The organism is Mesorhizobium sp. B4-1-1 (assembly GCF_006439375.1).
In the GTDB taxonomy this organism is placed as follows: Bacteria; Pseudomonadota; Alphaproteobacteria; order Rhizobiales; family Rhizobiaceae; genus Mesorhizobium.
Genome location: NZ_VFTH01000012.1, coordinates 14056 through 33810, shown reverse-complemented (window position 1 = coordinate 33810; position 19755 = coordinate 14056). Strand labels below are relative to the sequence as shown.

The following is a 19755-nucleotide window of genomic DNA, read 5'->3' as shown; positions in this document are numbered from 1 at the left end:
ATGTCCCACATCGTTCTGAAGACCGAAAACCTCACCAAGCACTATGGCGGCGTGCACGCGCTCCAGGAGGCGAATTTCGAGCTGCACAAGGGCGAGCATGTCGCCATCATGGGCGACAACGGCGCCGGCAAATCGACCTTCGTGCGCCAGATCACCGGCGTCGAGCAGCGCACCGACGGCAAGATCTGGTTCGACGGCAAGGAGGTGAATTTCGCTGGCCCGATCGAGGCGCGCGAAGCGGGCATCGAGACCGTGTTCCAGAACCTTGCGCTGGCCGACGACCTCGACGTGCCGTCGAACCTGTTCCTCGGCCGCGAGAAGGTGCTGTTCAATCTCGGGCCGTTCTCGATCCTCGACCGCAAGGCGATGCGCAAGGCGACCGAGGCGGCGCTGATCCGCACCGCGGTGAAGATCCCGAACCTCTCCAGCACCATCCGCCACATGTCGGGCGGCCAGCGCCAGTGCGTGGCGATCGCCAGGACCGCAACCTTCGCCTCCAAGCTGATCATCATGGACGAGCCGACGGCGGCGCTCGGCGTGCAGGAGACGGCGCAGGTCGAAAACATCATCCGCACGCTGAAGGAAAATGGCGAGCCGCTGATCCTGGTCAGCCACAACATGCGCCAGGTGTTCGACCTGGTCGACCGCATCGTCGTCTTCCGCCGCGGCAAGATCGTCGCCAACCTGCGCAAGCAGGACACCGACGGCAACGACATCGTCGCCTATATCACCGGCGCCAAGACCGGACAGGCGGAGCTGCAGGCCGCCTGACGGGCGCCACGACGGGATCAAACCAATCATCCGCGCCGGAAGGCGCGGATATGCCTACAAACCCACCCTCGAAGGACATTCCATGACACTCCGCTTCGCTCTCCTCGGCGCCGGCCGTATCGGCAAGGTGCATGCCCGCGCCGTCGCCTCCAATCCGCAGGCCAAGCTGGTCGCCGTCGCCGATGCGTTCGAGAAAGCGGCGACGGAGCTCGCTTCCGCCTATGGCGCGGAAGTCCGCACGATCGAGGCGATCGAGAAGGCCGGGGACATCGACGCCGTCATCATCTGCACGCCGACCGACACCCACGCCGATCTGATCGAGCGCTTCGCCAAGGCCGGCAAGGCGATCTTCTGCGAAAAGCCGATCGACCTCTCCGTCGAGCGCGTCGAAAAATGCCTGGCGGTGGTCGAGAAGACCAAGGCAACGCTGATGGTCGGCTTCAACCGCCGCTTCGATCCGCATTTCGCCGCCGTCCGCAAGACGATCGACGACGGCGCCATCGGCACGGTCGAGATGGTCACCATCACGTCGCGCGATCCCGGCGCCCCGCCGCTCGATTACATCGCCCGCTCGGGTGGCATTTTTCGCGATATGACCATCCATGATTTCGACATGGCGCGCTTCCTGCTCGGCGAGGAGCCGGTTGCGGTGAGCGCCCACGCCTCGGTGCTGGTCGACAGGAAGATCGGCGAAGCAGGCGATTTCGACTCGGTCAGCGTCATCCTCGAAACCGCCTCCGGCAAGCAGGCCGTCATCTCCAACTCGCGCCGTGCCACCTATGGCTACGACCAGCGCATCGAGGTGCATGGCTCCAAGGGCATGGTCGCGGCCGAGAACCAGCGGCCGGTGTCGATCGAGCTCGCCAACGACAAGGGCTACACCCGCCCGCCGCTGCACGACTTCTTCATGACCCGCTATCTCGACGCCTATGCCAATGAGATCGCAGCTTTCATCGCGGCGGCGACGTCGGGCAAGAAAGCAGCGCCGAGCGGCAAGGATGGGCTGATCGCGCTGAAGCTGGCGGACGCTGCCTTGCAGTCGGCCAAGACGGGCAAGACCGTCCGCGTCGACTAGTCCGGCTGGGCGAACGCTTTGAAGGATGGTCGGTTTGTTGGTCTGCAAGGGTGGCGAGTAGCCGGAACATCCATCGCGTCGTCATCCACGGGCGGAGCAAGGAGCGAAGCGACGCGCGCAGACCCGAGGATCCATGCCGTTACATCGGAGCGGTGCCCAACGGTCCAGAATTCTGCGCCGCGGCATTCTTCGGCCGGGGTCACGGCATGGATCCTAGGGTCTCCGCGACGGAGCTTCGCTCCTGCTTCGCCCTAGGATGACGAAGTTGGGGACGCCTCGGCCAAGTTGTGAACGTCGCGACAAGGCACCGGGAAGCTGATCGGAACGTCAATGAACCTCGAAATTCCATTGGTAGTCAAAAACGCAGGAGCAGAGCGATGAGCGGTTCAGCCGGTCGCAATTCACAAACGCGCGCCATCGTCACCGGCGGCGCGCAGGGCATCGGCTTCGCGGTTGCCGAAGCATTGGCGGACGAAGGATGTCGCGCGCTGGCGCTTATCGGCCGCTCGCAGGAGAAAGGCGACAAGGCGGTTGCCGCGCTGAAAAAGAACGGCGTCGACGCCATTTTTATCAGCGCCGATGTCGCCAAGGTCGCCGACTGCAAGCGCGCCGTGGCAACGGCGCTTGCCCATTTCGGCACGTTGAACGCGCTGGTCAACGCCGCCGCGACTTCCGCGCGCGGCTCGCTGGTCGAGACATCGGAAGAGCTTTTCGACCAGATCTTCGACACCAATGTGCGCGGCCCCTTCTTCCTGATGCAGGGCCTCGTCGCGCATCTGCTCGAGCGCAAGGCTCCGGGCTCGATCGTCAACGTTCTGTCGATGTCGGCGCATGCCGGCCAGTCCTTCCTCACGCCCTATTCGACCAGCAAGGGGGCGCTGATGACGCTGACCAAGAATGTCGCGAGCTCCTATCGCAAGAACCGCATCCGCTGCAACGCGGTGCTGCCGGGATGGATGGACACCGAAGGCGAGGCGATCGTGCAGAAGAAGTGGCATGACGCGCCGGACGACTGGCTGGAAAAGGCCGAGGCCGCGCAGCCGATGGGCCAGTTGGTGAAGCCGGCGCAGCTTGCCCGGCTGATCACCTATATGCTGAGCCCCCAGGCCGGCGTCATGACGGGTTCGCTGGTCGACTATGATCAGAATATCGCAGGGGTTATCGGGGAATAGTGACGGCGAGCCCGGTGGAAACCGTCACTTCGTCATCCACGGGCGGAGCAAGGAGCGAAGCGACGCGCGCAGACCCGAGGATCATGCCGTTACTTTGAAGCGGCGCAGCGGCGCAGAATTTTGCTCCGGTGCAACCCTCGGCCGAGGTCACGGAATGGATCCCAGGGTCTCCGCGACGGAGCTTCGCTCCTGCTTCGCCCTGGGATGACGAAATCGCGAGATTCGGCCATTCCGAATTGGCTCTCATCACCCGCGTGACAAACACCCTCGCATCGACTATATGAGCCGCATGATCAACCTGTCCGCCACCTATTGGTACTTTAGCAGCTCGCTGGCGGCGGGAGGATTGCGCTCGATCTGAAGATTTGCAGATCAAACATCCGACAAGCCGCCAGACCTGGCGGCTTTTTTGTTTCAGCCGGCAGGTCTCCTAAACCAGGAGCAGAAAGCCGTGTTGACCACCACAGACGACCTTCGGGTCACCGAAATCAGAGCCTTGAGCACGCCGGACGAGGTGATGCGCGAAATACCGCGCTCACTCACCGCGACGCGCACCGTCGCCGCTTCGCGCAACGCCATCCATTCCATCCTCTCGGGGGCCGACGATCGACTGCTTGTCATCGTCGGCCCTTGTTCCATCCACGATCCGGTCGCGGCCGTTGACTATGCCAGCCGTCTGGCGGCGCTGCGCGAGGCCCTGGCCGACCGGCTCGAGATCGTCATGCGCGTCTATTTTGAGAAGCCGCGCACCACGGTCGGCTGGAAGGGCCTCATCAACGATCCCGACCTCGACGGCAGCTTCAACATCGAAAAGGGGTTGCGCATGGCGCGCAACGTGCTGTCGGCCGTCAACAATCTCGGCCTGCCGGCGGCGACCGAGTTCCTCGACATGACCATCCCGCAATACATCGCCGATCTCGTCGCCTGGGGCGCCATCGGCGCGCGCACCACCGAAAGCCAGATCCACCGCGAGCTGGCCTCGGGCCTGTCCTGCCCGGTCGGCTTCAAGAACGGCACCGACGGCAATTTGCGCATTGCCGCCGAGGCGGTGAAGTCGGCCGCCCAGCCGCATCATTTCATGGCGGTGACCAAGGGTGGACGCAGCGCCATCGCGGCGACCACCGGCAATGAGGACTGCCATGTCATCCTGCGCGGCGGCATCGCGCCGAACTATGATGCCGCAAGCGTCGACGCGGCCGCTGCCGAGCTTGGCCGGATCGGCATAGCGCCGCGGCTGATGATCGATGTCAGCCACGCCAACAGCGCCAAGAAGCCGGAGAACCAGCCAAAGGTCGCGCATGACGTGGCGGGGCAGGTTGCCGCGGGCGACGAGCGCATCGTCGGCGTCATGATCGAGAGCAATCTCGTCGCCGGCCGTCAGGATGTCGTGCCCGGCAAGCCGCTCGTCTACGGCCAGAGCATCACCGACGGCTGCATCGACTGGGCGACCACGGAGACGGCTCTGCACGGCCTCGCCGGCGCCGTCGAATGGCGCCGGTCGACGAAGCGCGACATGCTCGCCAGCCGTCAGGGCGCTGCTTGAGCGAAAAGGCGAGGGCGGCGATCACACCGCCCTCAACCCGGCGACGACGAGCTCAAGCAGGCCGCGAAACGCGTTGGCGCCAAGATCGCCGGCGCGGTGCCGCCGCCCTTGCGGCAGACGCTGGACGCCAACGCCCTTCATGCCTGGGGTTTTGCGGCACCCTCCGCTTCCGCCGTCGATCTTGCTCTGGTCCGCCGCGCCATCCGCGACGAGGAGATGCTCGACCTCTCCTATCGCGACGAGGCGGGGCGGGCGACAGACCGTATCGTCCGCCCGGTCGCGCTGATCTACTATGCCGAGACCGCCAATATCGTCGCCTGGTGCGAACTGCGCCAGGCCATCCGCAATTTCCGCAGCGACCGCATCGAGGACTGCCGGCCGGCGGGCCTGTGGTTCAAGGGCGAGGGCGACCGGCTGCGGCAGGTCTGGGTGGACGGCTGGGAGATCAATGCTTCGGCCGCTGCCGGCAACTGAGGCGCAGCCCCGCCGCGGTCGAGGTGACTTTCAGGGCACGATGCCGCGGCAGGCCCAGGCGACATTGGCGAAAGATCGCGGCCCGTCGGGCCGGCCGGCCTGATAGGCATCGCTCACGGCGGCCTCGACGCGCTTCTGCTCGGCCGCGTCCAATGTGGTCATGTATTTGCCGAGCGGGCCTTCGCCTGCGCCGATCGGCGCCCAGAGGTCGTTGAAATCCGCGTAGTCCATGCGGATCGTCAATTCGGCCTCGGTGACATCGGCCAGCCCCCGCTCGACAAAGGTGCGCTTCATCTCGCCCGGCTGCATCATCGGCTGGAAGCAATAGCGGCTGCGCATCTGGCGCCCGCTTTCACTGAGCGCCGCCATTGTGTCGATCGTCATGCGCATGCCGGTCATGCCGCCGTAGTGATCCCAGACCACGGCCGCGACCACGCCGCCCGGCCGCACGACGCGGCGCATCTCGGCCACCGCCTTGCCGGCCTCTGGCACGAAATGCAGCACCAGCAACGCCAGCGCGCGGTCGAAGGTGTTATCGGCGAATGGCAGCGCCGTGGCGTCGGCCTGACTGATGGTGACGCGCGGATCGCTGTTGCGCTGTCTGGCCGCGTCGACGAAGACGGGCGAAAAGTCGATGGCCTGGATCTCGGCAAGATCGGCCGATTTTGCCAATTCGAAGGTCAGGCTGCCGGTGCCGCAGCCGACATCGAGGATCTTTTCGCCGGCGGCCAGACCTGCGAAGTCGATGAACTTGGGCGCGAGCCTGCGGCTCCAGCGTCCCATGAGTTGCTCATAACCAGATGCGGCATGGACCGTGAAGTTGGATGTCATTGGAGCCTCCCATATGAGCCCAAGCTAAACCTCGGCGGGATTGCTGCCAAGACGCAGAGCGATCGTAATCGAAGCAAGGATAGCGTGGTGCACACAGGTGTTTATGTGGGCGATCTCACGCTCGCCTGGCCTATGGGATCAGGCTCAAACGTTCGAGAATAACGCCTGAGCGGTTTCGATTGGCAGCAGCATGATCCGCTCGCCGAGCAGAGACGCGATGAAGCCATGCCGTTGATAGAAACCCATTGCTGCATCATCGATCGCATGCGCGACCACGGCACGAACTCCGGCGATATCCGAGACAGCGAGACATCGCCTAAGCGCGTCGGAAATCAGGTCGCCTCCGAGTCCCATTCCCTGGAACGTCTGATCAACCGCAAGGCGACCGATCAGCAACAGGGGCACTTGCTCGGGCATGGCTCGCCGAAGCTTTGCGCTTGGCAGCGCGATCCGTTCTTCCATCGCCGTCGAGATCGCATAATAACCGACGACGCGATTTTTAGTGCCCGCGTCACAGACGACATAGGTTCGGGCGGACAGTCCTTCGGCAACCAAAGCGCGGTTTCGCAGCCAGTCATCGAGAGATGAATGCTTGCCATGGTGAAATTCAGATACGTCGTGGCTAATGGTCAGCCGTTCCGGAGCGCGGACTCGCCATCCTTGCGGCCGGCCAGCGGACATCAGCGCTCCCAGGCCGGCTTACGCGTCATACGCGCGCGAAGCTCCTCCGACGGTTTGTTCGGAGCATCAAGCAGGTTGAGAAATTTCTCATGCGCGTCCGTATCGAGAAAGAAGGCGCGCTGGTCGAGAATCGTCTCCTCGGCCTGCCTGCGGGCACTGTCCAGCATGAACTCCGACAGCTTCTGTCCGCGCAAACTCGCGGCGCGGTTGAGAATAGCCTTCATTCCCGCCGAGGCGCGGATCTGAATCACGTCGTCCTTGCGCGCTTCGTCGCGATTGCTGCCGACATGGCTGGAATGCGCCATCGAAATCCTCCTATGTCAGGATCGGATATCTAGCGACTGTCAATACAATGTCAATACGTACCGGCTTTGAAGTGGTGATCTGGGGTACCTATTCCTTCACACTGGCCACGCTCTCCCGCTCCACCAGCGGGCATTCGAGCTTGGTGATGGGATAGCGGCCGCGGCCGGGCGTTGGCGGCGTTTCCAACTGCTCGATCGCCCATTGGCCCATCGCCAGATGTGGCAGGATGGAGGTGGTCAGCGGCGGGAAGAGGTGCCGGGCGATCTCCTCGTCGTCATAGCCGACCACCGAAATGTCCTGCGGGATATGCAGGCCCGCTTCCTTCAGCGCTTCGTAGCAGCCGATCGCGGTGCGGTCGTTTTGGCAGAATATGGCGGTCGGTCGCTCCTTGAGCCCGAGAAGCTTGACCGTCGCGGCATAGCCGGCGCTGGCCGACCAGTCGCCCTCGACCATCAACTCGGGATCGAACGGGATGTCGGCGGTGGCTAAAGCGCGGCGATAACCTTTCAGTCGATCCTGCGCGGCTTGCATCCAAGGCTCGCCGGTGATGGTGGCGATGCGGCGATGGCCGTGGGCGATCAGGTGCCTTGTCGCGCTCTGGCCGCCGGCGATCTCGGAGGGAACCACGGCCGGGAAGGCATAGTCGGCGGTGTAGCAGTTGAGCAGGATCACCGGGATGTCGAGGCTATAGAGGAAATCCGGCGCGGCGATCTCGCGGGTGAAGATGGTCATGTAGATCAGCGCCGAGATGCCGCGCCTCGTCAGTGCTGAAATCGCGCGCGGCTCCATCACCGCGTCGCCCATGGTCTGCGCCACCAGAAGCACATTGCCGGCGTTCCAGGAGGCTTGCCGGGCGCCCTCGATGGCGACCACCGCCTCGGGGCTGGTGGCGAGCTGGTCGACCGCGAAGCCGATGACGCCGTCGAGGCCTTCGAACGGCGTCACGGGCGGCCGCAGCGCTGAAAAGACCGGCGGCGAATAGCCCAGCGCTCGGGCCGCCTCGATCACCCGGTCGCGTGTCTGCTGCGACAGCCTGATGCCCGGCGAATTGTTGAGCACGAACGACACCGTCGCCTGCGAGCAGCCGGCGGCGCGCGCAATGTCGGTCATGGTGACGCGCCCCTTGGGCTTGGCGGCCGGCTTGCGGCGCCTGGAAGCTCCGGGGGGATCGCTCAGTTCCGTCGGTTCGCTCATGGTCGTTTCCCAAACCCAGCCGGCTCTAAAGCAAAGGCCGACGGCAACGGCAAGATGGTCGAGGCCGGTGTGTTTATCGAGATTGCGCTAGACTAATACATATTAGCAAACGCGACAGGCAAATCGCCGGCCGCGCCGCTTCGCGACGAAACCGTCAGACAAGGTCAGCAATGCTGACGATTCCCGTATTTTTCGCCCGGCTTCAAGCGTTGTGGTGTTCGCTCTCCTCACTCCCGGCGCGCCTTTCGACCAGCGTCTCCTCCGCGTCGAAAGCTCGCCTCACGGCCTCATAACTAATACTCTTTACTAATAGCCGTTAGCGTTCTACTGTCAACTCGTCGTAACCGTCCGGGCTTCCGTTCGGTGCCGGCAGGTGCGAGGGATACTCGCTCGAAACCCGGCGGCATCGCCGGCTCGGGGTTGCATCCATTCTCACGAAAATGTCAGACAAATCGGACTATTTACGAATGCCGCATGAGTGTCTAGTGTCTCGACCGCGGGCGGATCGGCACCGTTCTTAAGTCGGCGGACCTTTGCGCCACACCCTCGAGGAGGAGGGTTATCCGCGCCGCAGCCGAGACATCAGCGAAGAGTTCTACAAGGCAAGTTCTACAAGGGAGGTTGAACTATGAAATCCATGATCCGTAACGCATCTGTCGCCGCGGCGGCCCTGCTTGTCGGCCTGTCGGTAAGCGCCAGCGTGCGCGCCGACGACAAGCCGACGCTGGCCTTCGTCGTCAATGGTGCGTCAGACTTCTGGAAGGCGGCGGAAGCCGGCGTGAAGAAAGCGCAGGGCGAACTGCCCGACTACAATCTCGAGCTCAAATATCCGGAACAGTCCTCGGTCGCCATCCAGCAGCGGCTGATGGACGATCTGGTGACGGCAGGCGTCAAGGGCATCATGGTCTCGGCCGTCGATCCCAAGACCTCGACCGACGGGCTGAACAAGATCGCGTCGGAAACGGCGCTGTTCACCACCGATTCGGACGCGCCGCAGACCAAGCGCGTCGCCTATATCGGTTCGTCCAATGTCGATGCCGGCAAACAGGCGGCCGAGATCGCCAAGAAGGCGATGCCGAACGGCGGCAAGTGCCTCGGCTTCGTTGGCCTGCTCGGCGCCGACAACGCCAAGGAGCGCATCCAGGGCATGAAGGACGGGCTCGCCGGCAGCAAGATCGAGCTGGTCGACGTGCGCGGCGACGACATCGACCAGGCGCGCGCCAAGAAGAATGTCGAGGACGCGCTGGTCGCCAGCCCCGACATCACCTGCATGGTCGGCTTCTACTCCTACAACACGCCGCGCATCTACGAAGCGCTGCGCGATGCCGGCAAGCTCGGCCAGATCACCGTCGTCGGCTTCGACGACGATCCGATCACGCTGGGCGGCGTCAAGGAAGGCACTGTCGCCGCGACCGTGGTGCAGCAGCCGTTCGAATGGGCCTATCAAGGCATGAAGCTGATGGCCGCCTACCTCAAGGGCGACAAGTCGGGCATCCCGGCCGGTAACCTGATCATCATCCCGACCAAGATCATCGGCAAGGATGACGTGGACACCTACGCCGCCAACCTCAAGGCGATGTCGGGTAAGTAAGCCCAAGACAGTTGCGCCGGCTCGAGGGTTCACCTTGAGCCGGCGTTCGTATTGACGGACCTGCCAAGGCCCGTCAGTCTGTGGCCCACCGGCTGCTGCCCCGTGCGGTAAACTATGGCGTGATGACCTCTACCGACACCACTCAACCGATCGCCGCTCCGTTCCTGGGCCTGGAGGCCGTGCGCAAGACCTATCCGGGTGTTGTGGCGCTGGACAGGTTTTCGATGGAGGTTCGGCCCGGCGAGGTCATCGGCCTCGTCGGCGAAAACGGCGCCGGCAAATCGACGCTGATGAAAATCCTCGGCGGCGTGACGCGGCCGGACAGCGGCACCGTTGCCGTCGATGGCGCGGCGCATGACGGATTGACCGTCGAGCAGAGCATCGGCTCCGGCATCGCCTTCGTGCACCAGGAACTCAACCTCTTCGAAAACCTCGACGTCGCCGCCAACATCTTCTTCGGCCGCGAGCCGCTGCGCGCCGGGCCGCTGAAGCTGGTCGACCGTGCGAAACTGCGCGAGATGGTGGCGCCGCTCCTGAAGCGGGTCGGCGCCAATTTCTCGGCCGACGCGCCGGTGGCTTCGCTGTCGCTCGCCCAGCAGCAGATGGTCGAGATCGCCAAGGCGCTGTCGATCAAGGCGCGCCTGGTCATCCTCGACGAGCCGACCTCCAGCCTGCCGATCGCCGAGACCGAAAAGCTGCTCGACGTCATCAAGGGCCTGAAGGCGGAAGGCATCAGCGTCATCTTCATCTCGCACCGGCTGCACGAGATCGAGCGCGTCGCCGACCGTGTCGTGGTGCTGCGCGACGGCACGCTGGCCGGCACGCTGGCGAAGGACCAGATCAATCACGACGAGATGGTCAGGCTGATGATCGGCCGCATGCTGAAGGAGCGCGAGAAGGCCGGCGAAGCCGCCCGCGCGCCGGGCAGCGTGGCCCTGTCGGCGGACGCGATCCGCACCAGCACCTATCCCGACCGGCCGGTCAGCCTGGAATTGAGACACGGCGAGATCCTCGGCCTCGCGGGCCTGGTCGGCTCCGGCCGCACGGAGCTGGCGCGTGTGCTGTTCGGCATCGACGAGCGGTTGGCAGGCAGTGTCGCGCTCGACGGCAAGCCGCTCGATGTAGGCTCGGCGGCGGACGCGGTGGCGAACGGCATCTTCCTGGTGCCGGAGGACCGCAAGCTGACCGGCATATTGCTCGACCTGTCGATCGCCCAGAACATCTCGCTGCCCAATCTGCCTGCGCATGCCAGGCGCTCGCTGGTGTCCGCCAGCGCTGAACTCGCGACGGCCGAAAAGCAGAAGAAAAACCTCGGCATCAAGGCGCCGTCGGTCCTGACCCGCACCGGCACTCTGTCAGGCGGCAACCAGCAGAAGGTGGTTCTGGCCAAATGGCTGGCGATGAACCCGAAGGTGATGATCCTGGACGAGCCGACGCGCGGCATCGACATCGGCGCCAAGGCCGAGATCTACGGGCTGATGCGGGCGCTGGCCGATGCCGGTGTGGCCGTGCTGATGATCTCCAGCGACATGGAAGAGGTGATCGGCGTGTCGGACCGTATCGCGGTCATGCATGAGGGGCAAATCTCCGGCATCCTCGACAAGGACGATTTCAGCCAGGAGAACGTGCTCTTGCTGGCGGTCGGCAAGAAGCCGAAATTGCTGCAAGCGGAGGGAGGAGCGCAATGAGCAAGAAAGATCTCGGCCTGCTGATCCTGATCCTGGTGGTCGGCGCGGTGGTGACGGCCATCAACCCGCGCTTCCTGTCGGCGATCAACCTCGCCAACACCTCCAATCTGGTGGCGCTGTTCGGCATCCTGTCGATCGGCCAGGCCTTCGTCATCATCACCGGCGGCATCGAATTGTCGGTCGGCTCGCTGGTCGCCCTGCTCGGCACGCTGTTCATCGACTTCATCGCGGTGCGCGAGGTGAACTGGCCGCTGGCCTTCGTGCTGATCCTCGTGCTTGGCGCCATCATCGGCTTCGTGCATGGCTGGCTGATCACGCGGCTCAAACTGCAGCCCTTCGTGGTGACGCTGTGCGGCCTGCTCATCTACCGCGGCGTGGCGCGCTTCTACACCGCCGACGGCACGGCGGGCTTCGCCTTCGGGCAGAATTTCCCGACGCTCGAATTCCTGACCGCGGGTCGCTCCTATGGCCTGCCGAACTCCTTCATCGCGCTGATCGTCATCGCCATCGTCATGTGGGTGGTGCTGCACCGCTCGGTATTCGGCCGCTATCTCTACGCCATCGGCAAGAACGAGGAAGCGGCCAAATACTCGGGCATCCGCACCGGTCGGGTGATCATCGCGGCCTATGTCATCTGCGGCGTGCTGACGGCGCTGTCGGCGATCTATTTCGCCATGTACACGCGCTCGATCTCGCCGGCGAGTCACGGCCAGTTCTACGAGCTCTATGCCATCGCCGCGGCGGTGCTGGGCGGCTTCTCGCTGCGTGGCGGCGAAGGCTCGCTGGTCGGCGTCATCCTCGGCACCGTGCTGCTGCAGGAGTTGCAGAACCTCGTCAACCTGCTCGGCATTCCCTCCTCGCTCAATTTCGCCGTGATGGGCGGCGTGATCCTGATCGGCGTGCTGGTCGACCAGCAATGGGGCGTCTTCCGCGCCCGCCGCCGCATGATCGAAGCGACGCGCCAAAACGTTGCGGGCGCGCCGGCGGAGTAGCCTCGCTTCAACATTCACGGTCCTGATTGGATCGATGCTCGCGGGGAAACCCACCGGGCAGGCCCGGGTTCGCGGGCGGATTGCAACAACGCGTGAACCGGAAAACTGCCCTTGTCGCAGAATTGGGGCTGGGCTAAGCAATTGGTATCTGAGGATTCCAAGAACAGAATATGGGAGAAATTACCGTGACCTCATCACGTTGGATCGCGCTCGCCGCGCTGGCACTGACCTGCGCGACCCCGGCAATGGCCAAGGACTGGAAGACCGTGACGGTCGCCATGGAGGGCTCCTACGCCCCCTGGAACCAGACGGATGCCAGCGGCAAGATCGTCGGCTTCGAGGTGGATATCCTCAACGACGTCTGCGCCCGCGCGAAGCTGGAATGCAACATCGTGGCGCAGGACTGGGACGGCGTCATTCCCGGCCTGACGGCCGGCAAGTTCGACATCGTCATGGATGGCATGTCGATCACCGAAGAGCGCATGAAGACCATCGACTTCTCGATCCCCTATGCCTCTTCGCCGGTGGCTTTCCTTGCCGACAAGAACGGCCCGCTGGCGCAGCTGTCCAACAGCGGCAAGATGATCGATCTGTCGAAGGACGACGCCGAATCCAAGGCGGCGCTCGACATGCTGCGCAAGGAGCTCACCGGCAAGAATGTCGGCCTGCAGGTTTCGACAACCGAGGCGACGTTTGCCGACAAGTATCTCAAGGACGTCGCCAACGTCCATGAATACAAGACCACCGACGAGCATGACCTCGACCTGATGGCGGGCCGCATCGACGTCGCTTTCGCCGACACCACCTACTTCCTCGGCACGCTGGCCAAGCCGGACGCCAAGGACCTGGAATTCGTCGGCCCGCAATTCAAGGGTGGCCCGATCCTCGGGCCGGGCATCGGCGCCGCTTTCCGCAAGACCGACAAGGACCTGCAGGACATTTACAACAAGGCGCTCAAGGCGGCTCTCGACGACGGCTCGGTGTCGAAATACAGCCTGCAGTGGTTCAAGATCGACATTACCAAGTAATGTCGCAACGGGAGCAGCCAAGGCTGCTTCCGTTTTGCTTTGCATGTCGCCCAAAAGTGCGCAGCGGTTTTGGGAGAACGACATGCGTCAAGGCAAGGCCTTAAAGCGCGTCGCCTAACCCGTTTTGACACGCGCTTTAAGGCGGGCAACCCGTCGACGCCCGCAGGAGCCGTACGTGGAGTTTCTCAACGATCTCAAGGACCAGGTGTCGACGGCCTATGATCTGTTGGCCGCCGGCTGGGGCGTGCAACTGCTCTGGGGCATCGGCTGGACGCTCGCCGTCACCATCGTCTCGATGCTGATTGGTGCCGTGCTGGGCTCGCTGGTTGCGGCGGCCAAGCTTTCGCATCGCGGCGGATTGAGGTTCATCGGCGAGAGCTACACCACCGTGTTTCGCGGCGAGCCGGAACTGCTGATCATCTATCTGTTCTACTATGGCGGCACGCAGGTCTTGACCGGCGTGGCGAGGTCCACCGGATCGATCGGCTCGACCGACATCTTGAACATGCCGAGCTTCCTAGGCGGCGTTCTCGCGGTCGGCATCATTTCCGGCGCCTATCAGGCCGAGGTTTTTCGCGGGTCGTTCCTGGCGATCCACCGCGGCGAGCTGGAAGCGGCGCGTGCCTATGGCATGTCGGCCTGGCTGCGGTTTCGTCTCGTGATCATGCCGCAAGTCCTGCGCCTCGCCGTGCCGGGTCTGGGCAATGTCTGGCAATTGACCATCAAGGATTCGGCGTTGATCTCGGTCACCGGCGTCGCCGAGCTGATGCTCACCGCGAACAAGGCCGCGCGTTCGACGCATCATTCGCTGCTTTTCTACACGGTCGCCGGCATCCTTTATCTGGTGATGACCTCGATCTCGACGCCGATCTTCGAAAAGGCCGAGCGTTACACCTCCCGCAGTTTCACGCGGCCGAAATAAGAGGTGGCGGTGGATTTCGACTTCTACCTTTCGACCATGTGGAGCGTGCTGAAGGCGCTGCCGCTGACGCTTGAGATCTGGTTCTTCGGCATCGCCTTCGGCCTCATCATCGCCACCGGCCTGACCTGGTTGCGGGCTTCCGGCTACAAGTTCGGCGAATATTTCACCCGCGCCTATGTCTTCGTCTTCCGCGGCTCGCCGCTGCTGGTGCAGCTCTATCTGATCTATTTCGGGCTCTCCCAGTTCGATTTCGTTCGCCACAGCCCGATCCTGTGGCCGATCCTGCGCGATCCGATGTATTGCACGATCGTCGCCATGGCCTTGAACACAGCCGCCTACGAGAGCGAGATTTTCCGCGGCGCGCTGCGGGCGGTGCCTGTCGGCCAGATCGAGGCGGCCAAGGCGTTCGGCATGTCGGCTTTCACCCGCTTCCGCCTCGTCACGCTGCCGATCGCGCTCAGGCTGGCCTTGCCGGCCTATTCGACCGAAATCATCCTCATGACCAAGGCGACCGCGCTCGCGTCCGTGGTCACCATCATGGAGATGATGGGAACGGCGCAAAAGATCCAGCACGACACGTTCCGGCCGATCGAGGTGCTGACCTGCGCCGGCGTGATCTACCTGCTTCTCAACCTGTCGATCGCCCGCCTGTTCGCCTGGGTCGAATACCGGCTTTCACCGCATCTGCGTCCCCCGCCCGAGCAGAGCCAGCAAATCAAATCCGTTCCGGAGGTGTTGTGATGTCGGCAAATGTCGCCACTGCCGCGCAAGCGGCATCGTCCCCGGACGACAAGGCAGCCATCAGCGTCAAGGACCTGCGCAAGTGTTTTGGCGATCACGAGGTGCTCAAGGGCATTTCGCTGGAAGCGCACAAGGGCGATGTGATTTCGATCCTCGGCTCCTCGGGGTCCGGCAAGAGCACGATGCTGCGCTGTATCAATCTCCTGGAGACCCCGGATTCCGGCGAAGTGCGCGTGGATGGCGAGCTCATCCGGATGAAGCGGGGCCGCGACGGCCACCAAATGCCGGCCGACATCCGCCAGGTGGAGCGGATCCGCGCCAACCTCGCCATGGTTTTCCAGAGCTTCAATCTCTGGTCGCACATGACCGTGCTGGAAAACCTCGTCGCCGCGCCGACGCATGTGCTGAAGCGGCCGCGCGCGGAGTGCCTGGAGCAGGCCGAGGCATTGCTGAAGCGCGTCGGCATCTGGGAGCGCCGCAACTACTATCCGCCGCATATGTCGGGCGGCCAGCAGCAGCGCGCTGCGATCGCCCGCGCGCTGGCGATGAATCCCAAGGTGATGCTGTTCGATGAGCCGACATCCGCGCTCGATCCGGAGCTGGTCGGCGAGGTGCTGCGCGTCATGCGTTCGCTCGCGGAAGAAGGACGCACCATGCTGGTCGTCACCCATGAAATGGGCTTCGCCCGCGACGTGTCGAGCAAGGTGATGTTCCTGCACAAGGGCGACGTGGATTCGGTCGGGGAGCCGAAGGAGATGTTCGCCAGGCCGCCGACGCCGCAGTTCAAGCAGTTCATCGCCAACTTCAACAAGTGAGGACGGACCTTGCTCGGCACCAAGATGCGCTGAGATTCAGGTCAGGCCGAGCCGAAAGTGGTGGCTTCCGAGAACCGGAGCGGAGCGTACTTAGGTACGTGAGCACCGGAAGCGCAGGCGAGCCGCTACTTGTAGGCCGGGCTCACCTGAATATCAGCATATCTTAGATCATGTCCGACAGGTCGGAGAACGCCATCGCCTTGCGCAGCACCTCGGCAAAGCGTTCGCCGGCGACCTCCTTGTCGCCGCCATTGTCGATCGACGTGACGTCCGGTCCTGTCAGCTTGACGCTCGTGCTGCGCGCCAGGCGGGCAAGCACTTCGCCGCGTGATTCGCGGCCGCGCGCCGCCAGCCGTTCCGCCAGTATCTCCGGCGCCGCGGTGATCTCGACCACGGCCAGATTGGCGTAGCGTTCGCGCAGCGCCGGGATGACCGCGCGCGACACGTTGGCGACCGCCACGTGGCCGTTCGCCACGGCCCAGTCGACATCGGCCGGCAGGCCATAGCGCAGGCCGTGCGCGTCCCAGCACAGCGAGAAGGCGCCGTCGGCCTCCGCTTCCGCGAAGGCGGCATCGGCCAGCGTGTCGTGGTCCTCGCTTGCCGTGTCGCTCGGCCTGGTGATGACACGGCGCACGAATTCCAGCCGCGTCTCGCCGGCGAAGCGCTGCTTGGCGTAGCCGATCACCGTATCCTTGCCGGCGCCGCTCGGGCCGACCACCGCGACGAAGACGCCGTTGCGGATCGGCAGGCTTTCGGCCAGTTCGCGCTCGATGAGGGCCGAGACCATCATGCGACCCGGCGGCCCTGGCGCCACACGGTGCGCACGACCGGCACATGGTCGTCGACCCGCACCCGCACCAGGTCGGCGCGGCGGCCCGGCTCGATGACGCCGCGATCGGCAAGGCCGATGGCTTCGGCCGGGTTCTTCGACACCATGGCGACCGCCTGCGGCAGCGAGATGCCCTCGACGACATCGCCGAGGAAGAAGGCCGACTGGATCAGGCTGAAGGGGATGTAGTCGGACGACAGGATGTCGAGCAGGCCGTCGGCGGCAAGCGTGCGCGCCGAGACATTGCCGGAATGCGAGGCGCCTCGCATGACGTTGGGCGCGCCCATCAGCACGCCGAGGCCGGCCGCCTTCGAGGCCTTGGCCGCCTCTTCCGTCGTCGGGAACTCGGCGACGCGTACGCCCTGCTCGATTGCTTCTTCGACATGGCGGGAGGTCGCGTCGTCGTGGCTCGCCAACACAATGCCGCGCTCCTGGCAGGCGGCCGAGATGAAGACGCGGTTCGGACCGGAATTGCGGGCCGATTCGGCCATCCGCTTCTCGCAGAACTTCTTGAAGTCCTGGTCCGTCAGCTTCAGCTTGCGCTGGTAATAGTAGGCATAGGTCTCGAGGTTGACGAACTGGCGCTGTCCGGGCGCATGGTCCATCAGCGAGGCAAGTTTCACCCGGTCGTCAGTCTCGAAATTGGCGAAAGCCTCGAGGCAGTCCGGCGCCGAGACCTCGCAGCGCAGATGGATGAAATGGTCGGCCCTGAGCCGATCCTGGCGCACGCTGTCCTCGATCGCGTCGGCCAGCTTGCGAACGTCGTCGGACTTCAGGTCGGCATCCTCGTCCATGCCGACGCGCAAGGCGTCGAGCACGGTGGTGATACCTGCGGTCGCCACCTGGGCATCATGGGCAAGCACGGCGGCAATCGGGTTCCACCGCACTTTCGGGCGCGGCGCGTAATGGCCTTCGAGGTGATCGGTGTGGAGCTCGACGAGACCCGGGATGATGTAGTCGCCGCCCATGTCCTCGCCGGTGCGGGCAGCGCCCGGTTCGATGGCGGCGATCAGGCCGTCGCGCAACAACAGCGAGCCCTGGACGATTTCGTCCGGCAGCACGATGCGGGCATTGGTGAGAACGGTTTCGGCGGTCATCTCAGGCGGTCCTACCTCGAGGGTTCAATCAGAGCAATTCCAGGAAAAGTGCCTTGCGGTTTTCCGCCCGGAATTGCGTAAACAAAGAGATAGGGCAGTTCAGCGTTTCCGCTGAACTGCCCTAGGCGGTCTTGCGGGCCGGGCCGTGGCCAAGCGCATGGTGGGAAAGCACCATGAACGGGGCGCCGGGCTCGCTTTCGACGAACAATGTCAGCGCATCCACCGGCACCGGCTGCCGCAGCACGTCGGCGAACAGTCCGTCGATCGCTGCGCGAAGACGCGGGCTTTCCTGTGGCCCAACGCGCCCCGACAGCGTCATGTGGAAGCGGAATGTGTCGAAGACGTAAGGATAGCCCCATTGGCAGAGGTTGCGGAACTCGTCCGGCTTCAGCGAATCTGGGCTGCGGCGCTCGATCTCGGCCTCGGTCAATGGCGCACGGAAGCAGTCGAAGGCGCGCACGACCTCGCCGGCGAAATCGTTGATCGGGGCGAACGCGGCTTCGGGCACCAGGGCGAAGAAATCGTCGATCTGGCCGACCACGAGGCGCGGGATGACGACTGGCGGAGTGGCTTCGGCGAAACTGTCGAGAGCAGCGCGCAGCGAAGCTTCCGTCTCGTCCGGCGCCAGCCGGAACGGCGCCTTCAGCGTCGCGTGGAACCCGTAGCGCCTGGCGGAGGCGGTATGGAAGGCGACTTCCGCGGCCGACAGATCGCCCACGGCCTCGACCGGTCGCGTCGCCGCGCCAAACGGATCGCGGCCCAGCCAGTTGGCGGCAACACGCGCCAGCTTCTCGTCCTGTCCCGGAGTGTAGTAGATGGCGTAGCGCATGGGCATTCCTCGTCAAGCGCGCTGCGCGCCCCGAAAGGAATATGCGACGCGCTTCAAGTCATTGTCTTGGCAAGTCGTGGCCCAAAAACGCCGGAGCGTTTGCGGCGACATGCACCGGAACCGCTGCCATAGGTGATTTCCATGACGGATTGACGAAGCTTTCGTGGGTTTTCGAAGGCAAGTCCAGTCGCTAGGTGCTTAGCCGACGATTTTTCCGGACTGGACCAACGACTTCGCCGGCGTGCCGATCAGGCCTTCATCAGCCACTCGTGCTCGGCCGCGTTGTGGAATTTCCACGTCCGCTTCGGTCCGGCCATGACATTGAGGTAATAGAGGTCGTAGCCGTGGCAGGCCGCGCAGGGGTGATAGCCCTTCGGCACCAGCACGACATCGCCATCCTCGATCGCCATCGCTTCGTCCAGCTCGCGCACGCCGTTGCGGTCGGCATCGGTGTAGATGCGCTGGAAGGCAAAGCCCTGCGGCGGGTTGAGGCGGTGGTAATAGGTCTCCTCGAGATAGGATTCCGCCGGCAGATTGTCCTGGTCGTGCTTGTGCGGCGGATAGCTCGAGGTGTGGCCGCCTGGCGTGATCACCTCGACCACCAGCAGCGAATCCGCCGGCTTGCCCTCGGGCAGGATGTTGGTGACGTAGCGCGTGTTGGTGCCCTTGCCGCGCACCTCCCGGTCGAGATCGTCAGGTCCGATGACGCGCACCGGCAGGCCGCCGCTTAAGCCAGGCGCCGAGCAGACGGCAAGCTCCAGTTCTGTATCGGCCGTCACGGACCAGTCAGCGCCTTCCGGCACATAGACCGACCAAGGCTTGCCTTCGAAGGGCGACATGCGCTCGCCGAGCAGGCCTAGGTCCTTGCCGCCGGCCGACGCCTTGCCTTTGCCGGTGACGAAGACCAGGCAGACCTCGCGGTCGCCGGTCTTGCCGGACGCCGTCTCGCCCGCTTTCAGCCGATGCAGATCGAAACCGACATAGGTCCAGCCGGCGCTTTGCGGCGTGACATGAGCGACGTGGCCGTGGCCCTTGTCGGCCTTGACGAGCAGTTTCGACATTTTTGTCTCCTAATTCCTCGACGCTTCGATTTTCAGGCCTGCTTGCAGGATTTCATCGTTCATTGGACTATCGTGAAAACCGTGGAGATTGGCCGGTTCCTCTCAACTTCGTCAT

Annotated in this window: 19 protein-coding genes and 1 pseudogene; 12 read left to right on the top strand and 8 right to left on the bottom strand. The window is 64.0% G+C overall.

Annotated features, from left to right (window positions below; genetic code table 11):
* The 5 genes and pseudogenes from FJW10_RS17720 to FJW10_RS17700 form a co-directional block, all read left to right on the top strand.
* Window positions 1-771, top strand: coding sequence for an ATP-binding cassette domain-containing protein (locus FJW10_RS17720; protein WP_140901062.1), 771 nt, complete (start codon window positions 1-3; stop codon window positions 769-771).
* Between the two features lie 82 nt (window positions 772-853).
* Window positions 854-1846, top strand: coding sequence for an inositol 2-dehydrogenase (gene iolG / locus FJW10_RS17715; RefSeq protein ID WP_140901061.1), 993 nt, complete (start codon window positions 854-856; stop codon window positions 1844-1846).
* Between the two features lie 377 nt (window positions 1847-2223).
* Entirely contained in the window at window positions 2224-3018 is a 795-nt protein-coding gene (locus tag FJW10_RS17710; protein WP_140901060.1) for an SDR family oxidoreductase, read from the top strand.
* 451 nt (window positions 3019-3469) lie between these two features.
* A complete protein-coding gene (locus FJW10_RS17705) occupies window positions 3470-4561 on the top strand; it encodes a 3-deoxy-7-phosphoheptulonate synthase (RefSeq protein ID WP_140901059.1) in 1092 nt (363 codons plus the stop codon).
* Window positions 4562-4600: 39 nt separating this feature from the next.
* Window positions 4601-5035: pseudogene (locus FJW10_RS17700) on the top strand (WYL domain-containing protein); the annotation flags it as partial.
* Window positions 5036-5065: 30 nt separating this feature from the next.
* Here the strand turns inward: FJW10_RS17700 and FJW10_RS17695 are convergent.
* The 4 genes from FJW10_RS17695 to FJW10_RS17680 form a co-directional block, all read right to left on the bottom strand.
* Complete coding sequence (locus FJW10_RS17695; protein ID WP_140901058.1) at window positions 5066-5866, bottom strand: class I SAM-dependent methyltransferase; 801 nt, start codon at window positions 5864-5866, stop codon at window positions 5066-5068.
* A 144-nt stretch (window positions 5867-6010) separates the two neighbouring features.
* Window positions 6011-6547 (bottom strand): GNAT family N-acetyltransferase, encoded by a 537-nt coding sequence (locus FJW10_RS17690; protein WP_140901057.1) that lies wholly within the window; start codon window positions 6545-6547, stop codon window positions 6011-6013.
* Window positions 6547-6852, bottom strand: coding sequence for a DUF1778 domain-containing protein (locus FJW10_RS17685; RefSeq protein WP_140901056.1), 306 nt, complete (start codon window positions 6850-6852; stop codon window positions 6547-6549). Before FJW10_RS17685 ends, FJW10_RS17690 begins: the two co-directional genes overlap by 1 nt.
* A gap of 88 nt (window positions 6853-6940) precedes the next feature.
* Window positions 6941-8047, bottom strand: a complete 1107-nt coding sequence (locus FJW10_RS17680) for a LacI family DNA-binding transcriptional regulator (protein ID WP_181177563.1) — start codon at window positions 8045-8047, stop codon at window positions 6941-6943.
* Between the two features lie 628 nt (window positions 8048-8675).
* On the opposite strand from FJW10_RS17680, the gene FJW10_RS17675 reads away from it, so the two are divergent.
* The 7 genes from FJW10_RS17675 (at window position 8676) to FJW10_RS17645 (ending at window position 15824) form a co-directional block, all read left to right on the top strand.
* Window positions 8676-9638: a sugar-binding protein gene (locus FJW10_RS17675; protein ID WP_140834301.1), complete on the top strand. Its 963-nt coding sequence runs from the start codon at window positions 8676-8678 to the stop codon at window positions 9636-9638.
* A 122-nt stretch (window positions 9639-9760) separates the two neighbouring features.
* On the top strand, window positions 9761-11326 hold the full coding sequence (locus FJW10_RS17670; protein WP_140901055.1) for a sugar ABC transporter ATP-binding protein: 1566 nt from the start codon (window positions 9761-9763) through the stop codon (window positions 11324-11326).
* Window positions 11323-12318, top strand: a complete 996-nt coding sequence (locus FJW10_RS17665; RefSeq protein WP_140834298.1) for an ABC transporter permease — start codon at window positions 11323-11325, stop codon at window positions 12316-12318. Before FJW10_RS17670 ends, FJW10_RS17665 begins: the two co-directional genes overlap by 4 nt.
* A gap of 185 nt (window positions 12319-12503) precedes the next feature.
* Window positions 12504-13346: a transporter substrate-binding domain-containing protein gene (locus FJW10_RS17660; RefSeq protein WP_246674297.1), complete on the top strand. Its 843-nt coding sequence runs from the start codon at window positions 12504-12506 to the stop codon at window positions 13344-13346.
* Between the two features lie 175 nt (window positions 13347-13521).
* Window positions 13522-14268, top strand: coding sequence for an ABC transporter permease subunit (locus tag FJW10_RS17655; protein WP_246674296.1), 747 nt, complete (start codon window positions 13522-13524; stop codon window positions 14266-14268).
* A gap of 9 nt (window positions 14269-14277) precedes the next feature.
* Window positions 14278-15009, top strand: a complete 732-nt coding sequence (locus FJW10_RS17650; protein ID WP_246674295.1) for an ABC transporter permease — start codon at window positions 14278-14280, stop codon at window positions 15007-15009.
* Window positions 15009-15824, top strand: a complete 816-nt coding sequence (locus FJW10_RS17645) for an ATP-binding cassette domain-containing protein (RefSeq protein WP_140901053.1) — start codon at window positions 15009-15011, stop codon at window positions 15822-15824. Before FJW10_RS17650 ends, FJW10_RS17645 begins: the two co-directional genes overlap by 1 nt.
* Before the next feature lie 163 nt (window positions 15825-15987).
* Here the strand turns inward: FJW10_RS17645 and phnN are convergent, their stop codons facing one another.
* The 4 genes from phnN to iolB all read right to left on the bottom strand — a co-directional run bounded on the left by phnN (window position 15988) and on the right by iolB (window position 19640).
* Window positions 15988-16614, bottom strand: a complete 627-nt coding sequence (phnN, locus tag FJW10_RS17640; RefSeq protein ID WP_181177562.1) for a phosphonate metabolism protein/1,5-bisphosphokinase (PRPP-forming) PhnN — start codon at window positions 16612-16614, stop codon at window positions 15988-15990.
* A complete protein-coding gene (locus FJW10_RS17635) occupies window positions 16611-17750 on the bottom strand; it encodes an alpha-D-ribose 1-methylphosphonate 5-triphosphate diphosphatase (protein ID WP_140901052.1) in 1140 nt (379 codons plus the stop codon). Before FJW10_RS17635 ends, phnN begins: the two co-directional genes overlap by 4 nt.
* A 121-nt stretch (window positions 17751-17871) precedes the next feature.
* Window positions 17872-18579: a DUF1045 domain-containing protein gene (locus FJW10_RS17630; protein WP_140834289.1), complete on the bottom strand. Its 708-nt coding sequence runs from the start codon at window positions 18577-18579 to the stop codon at window positions 17872-17874.
* A 248-nt stretch (window positions 18580-18827) separates the two neighbouring features.
* Window positions 18828-19640 carry a 5-deoxy-glucuronate isomerase gene (iolB, locus tag FJW10_RS17625; RefSeq protein ID WP_140834287.1) on the bottom strand — a complete coding sequence of 271 codons (813 nt, stop codon included), beginning with the start codon at window positions 19638-19640 and terminating at the stop codon, window positions 18828-18830.
* Window positions 19641-19755: the final 115 nt, after the last annotated feature.

Coding starts and splice junctions, on each gene's coding strand:
- FJW10_RS17720 (WP_140901062.1), top strand. CDS start 1: ATGTCCCACATCGTTCTGAAGACCGAAAACCTCACCAAGCACTATGGC.
- iolG (WP_140901061.1), top strand. CDS start 854: ATGACACTCCGCTTCGCTCTCCTCGGCGCCGGCCGTATCGGCAAGGTG.
- FJW10_RS17710 (WP_140901060.1), top strand. CDS start 2,224: ATGAGCGGTTCAGCCGGTCGCAATTCACAAACGCGCGCCATCGTCACC.
- FJW10_RS17695 (WP_140901058.1), bottom strand. CDS start 5,866: ATGACATCCAACTTCACGGTCCATGCCGCATCTGGTTATGAGCAACTC.
- FJW10_RS17690 (WP_140901057.1), bottom strand. CDS start 6,547: ATGTCCGCTGGCCGGCCGCAAGGATGGCGAGTCCGCGCTCCGGAACGG.
- FJW10_RS17685 (WP_140901056.1), bottom strand. CDS start 6,852: ATGGCGCATTCCAGCCATGTCGGCAGCAATCGCGACGAAGCGCGCAAG.
- FJW10_RS17680 (WP_181177563.1), bottom strand. CDS start 8,047: ATGAGCGAACCGACGGAACTGAGCGATCCCCCCGGAGCTTCCAGGCGC.
- FJW10_RS17675 (WP_140834301.1), top strand. CDS start 8,676: ATGAAATCCATGATCCGTAACGCATCTGTCGCCGCGGCGGCCCTGCTT.
- FJW10_RS17670 (WP_140901055.1), top strand. CDS start 9,761: ATGACCTCTACCGACACCACTCAACCGATCGCCGCTCCGTTCCTGGGC.
- FJW10_RS17665 (WP_140834298.1), top strand. CDS start 11,323: ATGAGCAAGAAAGATCTCGGCCTGCTGATCCTGATCCTGGTGGTCGGC.
- FJW10_RS17645 (WP_140901053.1), top strand. CDS start 15,009: ATGTCGGCAAATGTCGCCACTGCCGCGCAAGCGGCATCGTCCCCGGAC.
- phnN (WP_181177562.1), bottom strand. CDS start 16,614: ATGATGGTCTCGGCCCTCATCGAGCGCGAACTGGCCGAAAGCCTGCCG.
- FJW10_RS17635 (WP_140901052.1), bottom strand. CDS start 17,750: ATGACCGCCGAAACCGTTCTCACCAATGCCCGCATCGTGCTGCCGGAC.
- FJW10_RS17630 (WP_140834289.1), bottom strand. CDS start 18,579: ATGCGCTACGCCATCTACTACACTCCGGGACAGGACGAGAAGCTGGCG.
- iolB (WP_140834287.1), bottom strand. CDS start 19,640: ATGTCGAAACTGCTCGTCAAGGCCGACAAGGGCCACGGCCACGTCGCT.